We start from the raw sequence: 14,177 nt of genomic DNA on the forward strand, positions 1-14,177 counted from the left end.
CGCTCCGCTATTCGATATACCAGAGACGGCGCCGTCGGCCGGCGGCCTGCTGCGACACGGCGCGGGCCATTGCGCTGCCAATCTCGGCGCTGGCCGTCAGCCCCTGCACAAAGGGGCGATCGTGCATCAGCCAGGGAAGGGCGCCGAAGGCGACCCGACCGCGCACTGTCTCCGGCGCCTGCAGCGTGTAGTCATCACCAACGTCCGGAATGTCGTCGCCGCAGGCCAGCAGCTGCTGGCGCAGTGAAGGGAAGGGCAGATCCCGGGTTTTCAGCGCTTTTTGTCCGCGGGCATCGATAAAGACATCGAATTCGCAGCGCTGACGATGATGAACAATCAGCGTCCGGTCAGGCTCCCGCTGCAGCTCATAATCTTCGCCCAGCGTCAGGATCCGCAGAATGCCAGCCCGGTGCAGGGCCAGCAGCCGACGTATGGACTCCGGCGGAATGGCGGCGTAGTTATCGATAAATACCCGGGCGAGGCCCTGGCGGAAGCGACGGCTGTCCGCGTCGTTGAACTGCGGCACCACGGTTTCAATCGCCTCATGCAGGCGCAGAATGGCATAGCGCCAGGGCACCGTGTGGTGTTCGCGCTTATTGCGCTCCACCTCCTGCAGATTGCGCTGCGCCCACTGAAAGGGGTCATGGGTGAGGCGGTCGGCAAACCAGGCGTCGGCGATACTGTCAGGCGTCAGCTGACGAAGCCCGATCGCCTCGCTCCAGTCGGGGGCAGCATATTCCAGCTCTTTAACGATCAGCTCAAAAATCCGATCTAACAGAGCGTCGCTACCCTCCGCAAAGGCCGCTTCGAGGGCGGCGGGAGTGGCAATCTCCAGCGGCTCCCACGGGATCGGGCAGTAAAAATCGGCCTCCGGCAGCACGCCGTGGCGTGACATCAGGGTGATCTCCAGCGCTTCGCTGCCTGGATGGAGGGAAAAATGGGTCGTTTTGTCGTCCTCGGTATGGAAAACGCCGTGGCGGGCCACTACCGCCACGGCGGCATCAATCGCGCTTAATGAAGTCCCAAGGATCCCCACCCGGCAGGGGGCAATGCGGGCCTCCATCAGGCCGGTCCACGGGCTGGGGAAGTACTGTCGGCTGGCGCGCTCTTCTTCAGGCCACAGATGGCCGGTGGCAATCGCCACCAGGTCGACGATTACCGGGTCTGCTGCACTATCGGTGTGGATGGCGATCCCGGTGGACTGAACCGCAATATCCGTGACTTCACAGGATTCACAAACGCTAATCACAAAGCCGACGTCCCGGGCCCGCTCAACGAGGTAAAGAAAACGGTCGCGATAGTATTCGCCGAGGATCACCCGCGGCAGAAACTGGCGCTCATGCAGGGCGTGCCGTTCAAGCCCGCGCGCTGACAGCCAGTCATCGCTTTGCTGCTGCAGCCATTGCAGGTAGGTCAGGTCGATGGGGGGGATCTCAATGCTGGCAATATTGGCCAGCATTTGCGCCGCGGTATTATCGTCACTGTAGGGCATACCCACCCCGGCCTGCGCCTCTTTTTCAAACAGGGTGATGGCCAGCGGCTCACCGCGCTTCACCAGTTCATAAAAGGTGTAAATCCCCGTCGGCCCCACGCCGACGATGGCAATTCTCTTCATGATTCTCTCCCTTCCTGTGGGCAGATGCGGCATTGATGACGCTTCGCTTAAGCGAACCTGGTTTTAATTCTGGTCGAAAATTACCGAACCGGTGAGGGGAACACGCAATTTGAAACAAATTAGCATGCTAATAAACTTGCCGATTGTCGTAAAAGGGGTGTAATTAACAAAAGAGCAACTTTCTATACAAACAATTTACACAAGCGGCGACCCCAGCTCGCTCTGCTGGACGCCGCGCACACTCCCGGCAATGCCGTCGGGATAGGGATGACAAGATGCACGGCTGGACCTCACGACAGCGTAATGCGGCGATAGCCAGTTTTTTAAGCTGGACGCTCGATGCTTTCGACTTTTTCCTGTTAGTTTTTTTACTGAGCGATATCGCCCACTCGTTTCATGTCGACCTTGAGGAGGTCACTCTGGCGATTCTGCTGACTCTGGCCGTGCGGCCCGTCGGCGCGCTAATTTTCGGCAGGGCGGCGGAGAAGTTTGGTCGCAAACCAATCCTGATGCTCAACATTGTGTTCTTCTCGGCTTTTGAGCTGCTCTCCGCCGCCGCGCCGTCGTTGATGCTGTTTTTCCTGCTGCGGGTGCTGTACGGCGTGGCGATGGGCGGGATCTGGGGCGTGGCCTCTTCGCTGGCGATGGAGACGATCCCCGACCGCTCGCGCGGCCTGATGTCCGGCCTGTTCCAGGCGGGATACCCCTTCGGCTATTTGCTGGCGGCCGTCGCCTACGGGCTGCTGTTTGAACAACTCGGCTGGCGCGGGATGTTTGTCATTGGCGCCGCGCCGGTGCTTCTGCTGCCGTTTATCTATTTCTGCGTCGAGGAGTCTCCGGTTTGGCAGGCGGCCAGGCAGAATAAAGAGAGTACGGCCCTGCTGCCGGTACTGCGTAGCCACTGGAAGCTGTGCCTGTACCTGGTGGTGCTGATGGCGGCTTTCAACTTCTTCTCCCACGGGACGCAGGATCTTTACCCGGTCTTTTTGAAAGTTCAGCACGGCTTCGAGCCTAAAACGGTCAGCATCATCGCGGTCTGCTATAACATCGCCTCGATCATTGGTGGAGTGTTCTTCGGTTCGCTGTCGGAGAAGATTGGCCGACGCAAAGCGATTATGATCGCCGCCATGCTGGCGCTGCCGGTCATTCCACTGTGGGCTTTCGCCAGCGGCTCGCTGGCGCTGGGGGCGGGGGCGTTCCTGATGCAGTTTATGGTCCAGGGGGCCTGGGGGGTGATCCCCACCTGGCTCAATGAACTGGTCCCGGCCAACACCCGGGCGGTGCTGCCCGGCTTCGTCTACCAGCTGGGTAATTTGCTGGCTTCGGTGAATGCCACTCTCCAGGCATCAATCGCCCAGCATCATGGGCATAACTACGGCCTGGCAATGGCCCTGGTGGCCGGGACGGTGGCGATTGTCATTACCGTCCTGACCTTTTTTGGTCGCGAAGGCCGGGTGATCCAATCCGCAGGAGCGGGACATCACCAGCCGCTCTCCACCAGCCGTTAACTTTTGTGACCGGGCGTGGCCAGGCGCCCGGTCGCATACATTAGTCACGCAGACGAATAGACGCCGCCTGGCGTTTCTCCAGCGAGCAGATCCCAATCCCCACCATGATGAACAGCGCGCTAAACAGATGCCAGGCATGCGGCTGGGTATGCAGGAACAGGATGCTCAACACCCCGCCGGAGAGGGGGATGATGTGGGTGTAAATTTCGCCCCGCGTGGCGCCAATGGTGGCGATACCTTTGTTCCAGAACAGGTATGCCAGCCACGATGGGAAAATTACCAGATACGCCAGGCCGCTGAGGAAAAACGGCTCGCGCCAGGCTGCCCAGTCCTGCGCCGGGTGGCGCATCAGCCAGAAGATGACGATTGGCACCAGGATCAGGGCGCCGAGCAGCGAGCTGACGGCGACAAAGCCATTCGCCGGGATACGGCGGTCCTTCAGACGTAACAGCGAACAGTAGAGCGCCCAGCTCAGCGCCGACCCCATCGCCCACAGGTCGCCGATGGCAAAGGTGTGCAGAGAGGCGGCGTGCAGCGGATTTCCCTGAAATAAGAGGATCATCACGCCGAGGGTGCTAAAAGCCACTCCAAGCCAGTTACGCCCTGATACCGGATCGCGAAAAAACAGTCGGTTAATCAACAGTACCATGCTCGGCGTGGCGGACATATAGATGGCGGCGTTGAGCGCGGAGGTGGTTTGCAGGCCAATATAGAGCGTGAGCGGGAAACTGACCTGGCCGCAGAGGGTTAGCACCACCACCGCTGGCGCGTTTGCCCGCAGCAGGTGGCGACTGCCGGCGATTTGCCGTCGGTAGAGGAGGCCCAGCAGCAGCGCCGTCAGCGCCCAGCGCGCTTCGGTCATCAGGATCGGATCCACGCCCTGCACCAGCACGTGCCCGACAACATAATTCCCGCCCCAGAACAGAGCCGCCAGCGTCAGTAACAGATAAGGCATGATGATTCCTTGTGTCGTTTGTCACTGTACTGAATGGTAATGTTATTGTTTTTATAATATCAATAATATTTTAGTGGTTTTTATTGTATTCATTTAAATTCTTTAATAAACAGTAAATTGAAAGCGCGTGTGAAATTTACGTTGCCGCATCATGGACGGTACTATACCGTATAGTAGCCATGTATTTCACAGGGATAAATCATGCGTAACACAGATAATGGGGTGATTGGAAGCGACCAGACCGCGGTGATGGCCAGGCTGGCGCTGGATGAGTTAATTGACCAGCTTTTGCACAGCAACGCGCTGTCGCTGAAGCTGACGGCCAACCCGCTGGTGGCCGACAGAGCCTGGCATCTCACTGAGAATACCTGCATCCGCGCCTTCTCCGCTGACGATCCACAGGCCAAAAAGCGTGCGCACCACGCGCTGTTCATTCTCTATCAGTCCTGGCTTGCCGACCCGCTCTCGCCAGCGGCCGCCAATCAGTTTCATCCGCTGCTTTCCGGGATCAGAAATTACATCGAGTCTGAGTGGCTGCGGGCGGAAAGCAAACGCTTCCACCACCAGAGACCAATGCTTAACGCCGGCAATATCGTCGACGAACTGCGCGCCTTATGCCAGCAGCACCCGGCGTCTCATCATCCGCTGTTCGATTTCCTTGCCAGCGAGGCCTCTGCGGCGCAAATCGACTATTTCTTCAAAAGCGACAGCGCCCTCAATCTGCTTTTCTTCGATCTGGTGGCGATGGGGCTGGTGGGCTCGCTGCCGGAAACCCGCGCTGAGATTGCGCAAAATCTGTGGGATGAGATAGGCCAGGGCAGCACCGAGATCACCCACGTTAATCTGTATAAAGATTTACTGAAGCGGCGAAATATCGCCTTACCGGACAATCATTTTGCCCATTTGTACGAGTGGCAGGGGCTGGCCGGGTATAACGCCTTTATGCTGGGCGGCGTAAACCGTCAGCATTACTACAAATCGCTGGGCGTGATGGCGATGACCGAGCTGCTCGACCCGCCGCAGTATGAAAAACTGGTGGCGGGCTGTCGGCGGATTGGGCTTTCCGAGCGCGACGTGCATTACTATGCCGAACATATCACGGTCGACATCGGTCATGCGGATGGCTGGCTGAACAATGTGATTGTGCCGATTGGCAAAAAACATCCGGCGGCGATGGAGGAGGTCTTCTTTGGCGCCGCGCTGCGTCTGCAAACCTGCAACGATTACTATGATTGTCTGCTGGCGGCCCTGCAGTCGCTGGGCGGCAGTTTATCATCTCACAGCGTACCGCCTTCTGAGTAAATAAGCGCTTTGGCCGCGCTCCAGGCGGTCACCCCTGGCGGGATCTCCCGGCATTCGGCGGACTCGGCCTGCTGGGCGGCGATGGCGCCATCGATGAGCATCACCATCATCATGGCCACCCGCTCGGCAGGTTCCGGTTTTAACACCTGCAGGAGGATATCGCGGAAGAACTGCCAGAGGAGCGACTTAAATCGGGAGCATTGCTCCCGGATCGCCGGCGATGACGCGCCATATTCAAACAGCGCGCGGGTAAACATGCAGCCGTGGAACGTTTCGCAGGTAAACCAGCTATGGTAGTAGTCGAACACGGCGAACAGCTTTTCCCGCGCGCTGGCTTTATCCGCGGTGATCTGCGCCAGATCCTGCATAAATTCGCTCTCTTTCTGCTTGAGGATAGCCAGAATGAGCGCCTCTTTATCGGCGTAATAGCGGTAGAAGGTCATTTTGGAGATGCCGGCATGTTCAGCAATCCGCTCGATGCTGGGCGACTGATATCCTTCGCGATTAAACAGCGTGCTGGCGTGGCGGAGAATGTCCGCTTGTTTTGGCTTCATGCGTTTTCCTGTCGAATGGTTCGCTGTCACGATTGCCGGTGACACGGCCGTCCTGCGACAGCGGTGCATTATGCCGGATCTTGCCGCCAGACGGGCAAAAAGTAAATCAGCCGCGGTTTATGCGGAGTCGGTTCCCTCAATAAAAACAAGATTGCGTAGACATACACAAGTCATGTCCTTATGTTTCTGAACCGACGTATTATTCGGACCTTTATACACATAAGCTGTGAATGATGTACTTTCTGATAGGCATTATTTCTGAAGTCTAAGACGGTTACAGCAGGACAGGCATCGAATGAGGGTATTACAGACATCATTACCAGGATGATCCGATAACTATGATGAATCTTATTAAAAGATTGCTGCGAAGAATATTCAGGTCGTTAATTTCATCTTATGGCCCAGCTGTACTGACCATCCTCTTCGCCGTGGCGCAAGGGCTCTTTTTTCCAGAGACGCCTCTCTGGCTTGTTCCCCTGTTTTTCGTATTTGTTATTGTAATGTTTTATCGGTTTGTGAAATTTTAATATCGAAATTTAACTTTATATTAAATTGACAAGGAAGTGCGATGGCTGGGTTGAGGCTGCGCAGGTTAAGATGGCCCCGCCATTGCCCGTCTCATTGAGAAGAAGAGAAGAAATGAAATTACCCCTGACCACGCCCCGGCTGCTGCTGCGCCGGTTCAGAACGGAAGATCTGCCGTCTTTCAGCCATTATCGCAATCTGCCGGAGGTGGCCCGCTTTCAGAGCTGGACCCACTACGGCATGACAGAGGCGACAGCCTTCTATGAACAACAGCGTTCGCAGGCCTTTGCTGAGGATGAGAGCTGGTTCCAGCTTGCCGTAGAGATCCAGGCCAACGGTGCGCTGGCGGGAGATGTGGGGATCCACTTCTTAGATCACGGCAGACAGGCCGAGCTGGGGATGACCTTTTCCCCTGCGTATCAGCATCAGGGGTATGCCCGGGAAGCCATGCGGGCGGTGATGGCCTTACTCTTTGAACAGTTAGCCTACCACCGGCTGACAGCGGTGGTAGACACCCGCAATACCGGCGCGATCAAACTCCTGGAAGGGCTGGGCTTTCGTCGCGAGGCGCATTACCGGCAGAATATCTTTTTTAAAGGCGAGTGGGGCGATGAGTACCAGTACGCGCTGTTGCGCAGCGAATATCAGTGAAGTGACGGGCGAGCCGTCACTTCTGGCTATGCTCTGCAACACCCAATTCGACTGTCTCAAGGGAAATGAGCATATAGGGGGTAAAGTCGACTTCTTTTCCATCGATAAGATTGATCATCGACCCTGAACCACAGAATGCAGCTTCGTCACGTATAAGACAGAATGACAATTTTTTCTTCACTCCTTTCTTTTGTTCTTGTAAGGAAACGTTGTTATCAATGACTGCATATCCATGCGCATTAATTGTCTGAATATTATACAGATGTACAGGCTGCAACTCGCTAAGGTTAACAATGCCATAGACATCCTTAGAGCGCTGGATACTTTCTTTACTCAAAGTGTATTTTTTCTTTTTCCATATTCCTGTTTTTTCATCAAAGTAGACTTTTTCAGGAAGCAACCTGTTTGGGCCGTATCCATCATGGATGACATCGACAGAAAACCAACAAAACCAAGTGTTAAACGGTGGGTTTTTTATTTTTAATGATGTGTATTCACTCGGATAATAGTTTTTAAATGCAACTTTATCACATGTGTTATTCCCGCTACCATTAGATATGGCGTTATTATAATTAACAAACCTGTTTTTATTGAAGTCAGAGGGTACATGTATTGCCGGTGTGATGGAGCTTACGGCTTTTTGTGATAAAAATATCAATATTAGTAAAATTATAACCCCCCTCATCATCCTCTCCTTAACTGTTCTGATTCGGGTTCTTCATTAACCAAAAAGTTATTGCTGTCCGGGAATTTTTGCTCAGTAAGTACGGCTATCGCACTACCGTATGCGCAGCAGCGTTCATTAAAACCATTTAATCCTTGATATTGTTCATTATCAATTTGTGCGGGTAAATTAACGGCGGCACTGGCTTGCCAGAAGGCCTGACTACGATAGTAAATTTTCACCCCGTTTCTTCTGGTATTGACGCTACATCGCTCGAGTATATGTTCGTTATCAGCGTAATATGCCATATTTCTTGACGCCCAGTAAAATCCTGCACTGCTAGTCGCCTCATGGTTATCGCTGCTGACATTATCCCTCCAGCTAATAATGTTCTCAGGAATGTGGTTTTCTGTATCAGATAGGTGATTGTCGGTGTAGCGAATGCCCCGGTGTGAATAAAGACGATTATATTCATTTATCAGAGTATCTTTGATGTTTACAGGATATACTCGTCCTCTGAAGCTAAAATATTCGAAATAATTTAGTGGGCTGGTTAGCTGTAACAGGCCTCGTCCATACCACGGGTAGTACCAAATATTATAGCGACGAACGATCTGATGCGTGCGTGGATCCCTTTCCGTATAGCGATAACCTTCCTCCATTGTTCCCAGCCACCCCGTCTCCTGAATCCCGTTTCCCAGAAAGCAAGCGAGTCGGAGTGGGGTGGTTATCAGGTGTTTCTGCATTGCTCTGTTAATGTGCGTGCGGATATTATCCGCAAGGCTTCCGACGCCATCCCGGTAGATGATGGCTTCCCATCGATAATCATTCTGTCCCGCCATTCTTAACAGATTGCGCGGAACAATTTGCTTCAATTCTGATTTGCTAAGCCAGCAGCACCTGCGAAAATGGGTAATGAAGGCCACTGGATGAAAATGCCATAGTCGACCTGTGCCAAGCGTGCCCGTATCAAAGCACAGTGCTAAAACATGACTTTTCAACCGCTCATAGTCCTCATCAGACATAGCTTGAGTATCGTCGTTATTGTTTTTTAGCCAGGAATAACGCTGTTCAAAAGTGTCGGCGTTCCATTCGAGTGGAAAATGACAAACCAGACGGCTGCTCAGATCGCTAAGGTTCCCACTCTCCTGTAATCCCGTGATAAAGGCGGAATTACACTGGCTGTTATTGTCCATGTCATCGTCCACCATTCGCCAGCCCGTCCAGTGCGGGAAGTCGGCATCACTGAATTTTTTGATGTCAGAAGAGGCCAGATTTACAAGCCCTGAGCCTCCGGGGAAGTTGACAGTACGCCACAACGGGGCGATGGCAGGGATGAGAGTTTCATATTCAGTACTAATAATCCGACCAAAGCGGAGTAGTTCAAAGCCCGCAGAGGGATTCTGCGGGTACAGACGTTTGGCTGTCCAGTATAGATTGTATTCATATTTCAGACCTAATCTTCTTATGTCGTCAATTTGGTTAGCATCTATGTTTACTAGAGGCTCTCCCACCGTATCGAAGTGTGCCCCGATGGTGATATTCTGCCTACGAGTAATCATCGAACAGTCACCTTTTTCGAAGGTCATACTGACAAACAGAGCTTCGGCACTGGTATGAACGAGATTTAGGCGGTCGGTATCTGCTGAGGCTGCGTCAGCTACAGATTCGTAAAACCGTGTCCCAGCGGGCAGATAAAAATGAATATCACCATAAACGGTATCGGTTCTGCCATCGCGGGTGACATCGAGTTCGGGTAGCATGCGTCCGGTTAGTTTCAACATGTTTTCATTGTCACAGAAAATCTGAAAGTGAAAGGCATTATTTTCATCCACCATCCCATTCTGTCCTATGCGATCCTTGCGCCAGACTTTGCCTCCCTCCCTTATTGCGGGACTCAGTCGGTCTCTGAGGTGCATATACAGGGAGTAATAGACGACGCTACAACTTTCCCCGATCTCGGTTTTATGCTTTAGCAGAATATATCCATCATCAGTTCTGCCATTAATATTCAGCGGGAATGCATCCCGTCTTTCTGTGTTTGACGGCGCCCTGAAAGAGACAACTTCTCCATCTGCAATCGCACGTACAAATTCGATGCGATTATAACCTTCATCAGGATTGTCGGTGTGGAGAACATGTACACCGCCATGCCATGATCCGGATCTGTTTACAGGAAAATCCCGGTTTAAATCAGTGGGTATCATTCTTTCCACCCATGATGCATCACATTCTCCTTCATTCCGGGGACGTATAAATGGCGGGCTTATTATCATGCTGACTCCCTGTCTGCTTTGTTGAGGCTATAAAAGTACAGAATAGCGTAATTTTAATTAATTAAGTACTGTGCGTTGTTAAATAAAAAAATAACTTGAATGAATTTATTAGCTGACGTTATCAACGCTATGATTTTCATTACCTGAGAACGAAAGTAATATTACCGGCAGAATATCTTTTTTAAAGGTGAGTGGGGCGATGAGTACCTGTACGCGCTGCTGCGCAGCGAATATCAGTGAAGTGACGGGCGAGCCGTCACTTCTGTCAGCGCTGCAGTTAGCTGTGCTGGCGGATAAAGCGCGCGCGCCACGGTTTTAGCACCCACAGCGCGAGGGCGGCGGTGACAAAATCAAGGCCAATCGCGCAGCTGAAGACCACATGCCAGCCGTGAGTGTGCTGATAGAGCAGTGCCGCCAGCGGACCGCCAAAGATTGACCCGATGCCCTGCGAAATATACAGCCAGCCATAGTTGCTGGCGGCATGCTCGCTGCCGAACGTATCGGTGAGCGTCGACGGGAAGAGCGAGAAGATCTCCCCCCAGCCAAAGAACACCACCCCGGAGAGCAGGACAAACAGCAGCGGATCTTCCCGGAACGCCAGCCAGAGCATCATCGCTACCCCCTCCAGCGCAAAGGCGATAAACATGGTTTGCTCGCGGCCGAAGCGGTCGGAAATAAACCCAAACAGCGGCCGGGTTAAGCCGTTGGTAAAGCGGTCTATCGTTAACGCCAGCGGCAGCGCCGCCATGCCAAACACCACCGCCTGGCTAATGCCGAAATCCTCGGCGAACACCGCCATCTGCGAAGTGACCATCAGCCCGGAAGTCGACATCATCGCCATCATGGCGAACATCAGCCAGAACAGCGGCTGGCGCAGCATTTCCCGGGAAGTAAACGATCTGCTGCTCTGCACCACCGTCTGACTGACGGGCTGGGAGACAGCAAGGGGCGGCAGCTTCAGCCCCTGACTGGCGAGGAAGCCGACGAGGGCGAAAAGGATCCCGAAAGTCGTCATCGTGTGTTCAAGGCCGTTAGTGGTCAGCGACAGGGAGATGGGGAAGGTGGTTATGATGGCCCCCATCCCGTAGCCCGCCGCCACCGCGCCGGCGGCAAACCCCCGCTGCTGTGGGAACCATTTGACCATCAGGCCGACAACGCCGATGTAGACGATCCCGGTCCCGAGGCCGCCCATGCAGCCATAAACCAGCCAGAGCGTTGCCAGGCCATTCACCTGCGCGGAAAGCACCCAGCTCATTCCCGCCATCACCGTGCCAATAGCGATCAGCCGCCGTGGGCCAAATTTTTCCACTAACCGCCCTTGAAAAGGGGAAAAGAAAGTCTGCAGGATAATCAGCAGCGAGAAGGTGACCTGCAATTCTGGCAGACCGACGCCAAGTTTGGCGGCCAGGGGTTTTGTCAACAGCGTCCAGACATATTGCGGACTGGAGATAGCGGCCATACAGATCAGGCCCAGCACCAGCTGGCGCCACTTGCCATATTGCGGGGTAACCAGCGGTTCGCTGAGTGTCGTCATGTTGTTCTCCGTTTTCAGTAAGCAGGCTTCCGTGAAACGCATCCACCCTGGATGCCTCACAGAAAGGGGAAGGTTGCGACCGCAGACTGGCGACCTGTTGTGGCCATATGGCATACGTTCTTGTCCACATTGCGGTATACAAGCGAAGAGCATTAAACGTGCCATATAAAATAACTTCTTATATTCAACTGGTTAATGTAATGGGGGCATGTCTGACGGGGGGCGGCATGGTGAATGTGCGGCACCAGGGCGGTGCAAATGAATTATCGCGGTGCGCTTTGCCTGCTAACTGGCGTAGGAGACATCGTATACCCTGAACTGGCGCTAGACGGACTTCAGTGCAAAGCCGCCCAGGCGGGTCGAGGCTACGAAATCACCGCCTGGGGCGGCTGGCAAGATAAACGGGAAATGAGGCTGGCGGTTTACCCGCTTAGTAGCGAAAAAACGCTACTGTCCCGACTATTTTTTGCTTTATGAGCTGGGCATTTATTGTATGGACTCTCGCAGAGAGACATTCTTCCTGGTAGAAACCCTGGCTACCACACACAGATACTAGATAGGGGAAGCCTTATCGCCCTATATTAAACTCATGCCGCGGTACTGGCCCGGACTTTGAGCACTGACGGAATTTCAATGAACTTTTCACCAGGCTTATCGTTAAGCAGTTCGAGAAGGGCTTTACCGGCTTTCACCCCAATGTCATGCCAGGGAAACTCAACGGTTGTCAGGGCAGGGGAACAGACTGTCGATAACACTCCTCCGCCTAAACTCGCAATGGCTACGGTATTGGGCACCTTAATGCCGGCACTGTGGCAGGCCATCATACATCCACAGGCCATTTCATCCGACGTGCAAATTAACGCATCCAGATCGCCCCAGGTAATCATCATATCCTTGAATATATTGACGCCTGTGGCGATGGTGGATGGCAAATGCGTGGTTACCACCCGGTGCGGGGAGCGGTTCAGAGCGAGCATCGCCGTATTCCATCCGCTCAGCAACTGGCGAAACATTGTGTTATTAGCCGGGGTACAGAGCAGTGCGATGTTTTTTAATGAGGCGTCGGCCAGATGAGTCACGAGCTGTTTTACGGCCTTACCGTAATCCACGCCGATGCACATACCCACAGGGTGGGTATTTAGCGCGCCAATTTCCAGAATAGGAACATCCACGTTGGCCAGCAGCTGGGTGCAGCTCTCAATGGTATCGATATTGAACTGAATAATGGCCGCCGGGTTATAGGCGAGCATTTTTTCAAACGTCTTTTGTTCACTTTGACCGTCATGCCCGGATTCCATAAACATCATGGTATATCCGCGTTCGGTCAGCACTTTTTGCAGCGCTTCAGAGACCGGCAAAAAACCCGGCGAAGAGAAGGTGGGAACGACGGCGAGAATAAGATCGGAATGGACCGACGCCAGATTACGTGCCTGCAGATTAGGGACATAGCCGAGTTGACTGACGGCCGCATCGATGCGATCGCGAAGCTCAGGATTCACTTTTTCAGGCATTCTCAGCGCTCGCGAGACGGTCATGGCGCTCACACCGACAAACTCAGCCACCTCGGTCAGGGTTATCTTACCCGTTCCTTTACGTCGTTTTTCTTTCGGGCTACCGTCCGCGTCTAAACTCTTCACCAAAATCACCAACCGTTTGAAAAATAAAATATAACGAAAGTATATCTGCGAATCGCATTATAACTTACCACAGCGAGGGGGAAAGCACATTATAGCCAGTGTTAGCGGTAACGCACTTTTTAACATTTTTCTTTGTTAGCGCTAACTTTGGGAGGTGTATCACAGTTGCATTTTATTTAGCTGTTTATAGTGCAGCACATAGACCCCTCGGGAGAGCATATGATCAGAGACTGGTTAACCCCGGATAAAATTAAAGTCATTAACTCAATAGATAGCTGGGAAAATGCCGTTCGACTTGCAGCAGAACCCTTGCTGATGCAAGGGTATATAGCCGGGTCGTATATTGAGGCGATTTTGCAAAGCCATAAAGAACTTGGGCCCTATTACGTATTAGCTCCCGGCTTGGCGATGCCTCATGCCCGTCCTGAACAGGGGGTATTAAGAAATGGATTATCGCTACTTCATATTAAAGAAGGGGTGTCGTTCGGCTCGGAAGAGAACGATCCGATATACGTGGTAATCATGCTATGCGCTCGTTCCGGGAATGAACATATCACGATGATCGGTGAACTGGCTGAAATCTTTAGCGATCAGCAAAAGTTACACCGATTGTTAAATGCCGATGATAGCAAGGCGATTCAGGCCGTTATTGACTGAAGGAAAACAGAATGAAAAAAGTGCTTATCGTGTGCGGTAATGGTTTGGGCAGCAGCTTCATCGTTGAAATGAATGTCAAAAAGATCCTTGCCGAAATGAATAAAGAAGCTGAAGTCGCACATACCGATCTGACGTCGGCAAAAAGCGAAACTGCCGATCTTATTCTCAGCGCCAAAGACATTGCAGAACATCTTAGCAGTCACTCTGCAAAGGTCGTTGGATTAAGTAATTTACTTGATAACAATAAAATTAAAGAAATTTTAGCAGAAAACATTTAAGCAACGGCTATCTGATTCGTG

General features: G+C 52.9%; 14 protein-coding genes and 1 pseudogene. 8 read left to right on the top strand and 7 right to left on the bottom strand.

Translation table 11 applies throughout. The features are described from left to right. Nucleotides 1-7: 7 nt before the first annotated feature. Entirely contained in the window at nucleotides 8-1,615 is a 1,608-nt protein-coding gene (locus tag RRF55_RS03510; RefSeq protein ID WP_032414953.1) for an FAD-NAD(P)-binding protein, read from the bottom strand. 275 nt (nucleotides 1,616-1,890) lie between these two features. Between RRF55_RS03510 and RRF55_RS03515 the strand changes: the two genes are divergently transcribed. Further along, a complete protein-coding gene (locus RRF55_RS03515) occupies nucleotides 1,891-3,123 on the top strand; it encodes an MFS transporter (RefSeq protein WP_002905221.1) in 1,233 nt (410 codons plus the stop codon). 40 nt (nucleotides 3,124-3,163) lie between these two features. Here RRF55_RS03515 and RRF55_RS03520 read toward each other — a convergent pair whose 3' ends face one another. Continuing rightward, on the bottom strand, nucleotides 3,164-4,078 hold the full coding sequence (locus RRF55_RS03520; RefSeq protein ID WP_004148410.1) for a DMT family transporter: 915 nt from the start codon (nucleotides 4,076-4,078) through the stop codon (nucleotides 3,164-3,166). A 201-nt stretch (nucleotides 4,079-4,279) separates the two neighbouring features. Between RRF55_RS03520 and RRF55_RS03525 the strand changes: the two genes are divergently transcribed. After that, entirely contained in the window at nucleotides 4,280-5,380 is a 1,101-nt protein-coding gene (locus tag RRF55_RS03525; protein ID WP_004184110.1) for an iron-containing redox enzyme family protein, read from the top strand. Here RRF55_RS03525 and RRF55_RS03530 read toward each other — a convergent pair. Then, a complete protein-coding gene (locus tag RRF55_RS03530) occupies nucleotides 5,356-5,934 on the bottom strand; it encodes a TetR/AcrR family transcriptional regulator (RefSeq protein ID WP_032414952.1) in 579 nt (192 codons plus the stop codon). The genes RRF55_RS03525 and RRF55_RS03530 overlap by 25 nt on opposite strands. A 338-nt stretch (nucleotides 5,935-6,272) precedes the next feature. Here RRF55_RS03530 and RRF55_RS03535 point away from each other — a divergent pair, with 338 nt between their 5' ends. Together RRF55_RS03535 and RRF55_RS03540 are read left to right on the top strand one after the other, a co-directional pair. Further along, the gene (locus RRF55_RS03535; protein ID WP_004148407.1) at nucleotides 6,273-6,461 is read left to right on the top strand and encodes a hypothetical protein; all 189 of its coding nucleotides are present in this window, start codon (nucleotides 6,273-6,275) and stop codon (nucleotides 6,459-6,461) included. A gap of 70 nt (nucleotides 6,462-6,531) precedes the next feature. Then, entirely contained in the window at nucleotides 6,532-7,110 is a 579-nt protein-coding gene (locus RRF55_RS03540; protein WP_074182352.1) for a GNAT family N-acetyltransferase, read from the top strand. Nucleotides 7,111-7,126: 16 nt separating this feature from the next. Here the strand turns inward: RRF55_RS03540 and RRF55_RS03545 are convergent, their stop codons facing one another. Both RRF55_RS03545 and RRF55_RS03550 read right to left on the bottom strand, forming a co-directional pair. After that, nucleotides 7,127-7,798: a hypothetical protein gene (locus RRF55_RS03545; RefSeq protein ID WP_223176065.1), complete on the bottom strand. Its 672-nt coding sequence runs from the start codon at nucleotides 7,796-7,798 to the stop codon at nucleotides 7,127-7,129. Further along, a complete protein-coding gene (locus tag RRF55_RS03550; protein WP_023278981.1) occupies nucleotides 7,795-10,050 on the bottom strand; it encodes a hypothetical protein in 2,256 nt (751 codons plus the stop codon). Before RRF55_RS03550 ends, RRF55_RS03545 begins: the two co-directional genes overlap by 4 nt. Before the next feature lie 159 nt (nucleotides 10,051-10,209). Here RRF55_RS03550 and RRF55_RS03555 point away from each other — a divergent pair. Continuing rightward, nucleotides 10,210-10,290, top strand: a pseudogene (locus tag RRF55_RS03555) (GNAT family N-acetyltransferase); the annotation flags it as partial. A 37-nt stretch (nucleotides 10,291-10,327) separates the two neighbouring features. Here the strand turns inward: RRF55_RS03555 and oxlT are convergent. Continuing rightward, nucleotides 10,328-11,626, bottom strand: a complete 1,299-nt coding sequence (gene oxlT, locus RRF55_RS03560) for an oxalate/formate MFS antiporter (protein WP_099663903.1) — start codon at nucleotides 11,624-11,626, stop codon at nucleotides 10,328-10,330. 216 nt (nucleotides 11,627-11,842) lie between these two features. On the opposite strand from oxlT, the gene RRF55_RS03565 reads away from it, so the two are divergent. Continuing rightward, the gene (locus RRF55_RS03565) at nucleotides 11,843-12,061 is read left to right on the top strand and encodes a hypothetical protein (RefSeq protein WP_074188185.1); all 219 of its coding nucleotides are present in this window, start codon (nucleotides 11,843-11,845) and stop codon (nucleotides 12,059-12,061) included. Between the two features lie 110 nt (nucleotides 12,062-12,171). Here RRF55_RS03565 and RRF55_RS03570 read toward each other — a convergent pair whose 3' ends face one another. Next, nucleotides 12,172-13,224, bottom strand: coding sequence for a LacI family DNA-binding transcriptional regulator (locus tag RRF55_RS03570; protein ID WP_017880184.1), 1,053 nt, complete (start codon nucleotides 13,222-13,224; stop codon nucleotides 12,172-12,174). Between the two features lie 216 nt (nucleotides 13,225-13,440). Between RRF55_RS03570 and RRF55_RS03575 the strand changes: the two genes are divergently transcribed. After that, the gene (locus RRF55_RS03575) at nucleotides 13,441-13,878 is read left to right on the top strand and encodes a PTS sugar transporter subunit IIA (protein WP_004179927.1); all 438 of its coding nucleotides are present in this window, start codon (nucleotides 13,441-13,443) and stop codon (nucleotides 13,876-13,878) included. 11 nt (nucleotides 13,879-13,889) lie between these two features. Beyond that, entirely contained in the window at nucleotides 13,890-14,156 is a 267-nt protein-coding gene (locus RRF55_RS03580) for a PTS sugar transporter subunit IIB (protein ID WP_004176134.1), read from the top strand. Nucleotides 14,157-14,177: the final 21 nt, after the last annotated feature.

This window comes from Klebsiella sp. K47, assembly GCF_051858335.1.
Taxonomy (GTDB): domain Bacteria; phylum Pseudomonadota; class Gammaproteobacteria; order Enterobacterales; family Enterobacteriaceae; genus Klebsiella; species Klebsiella pneumoniae.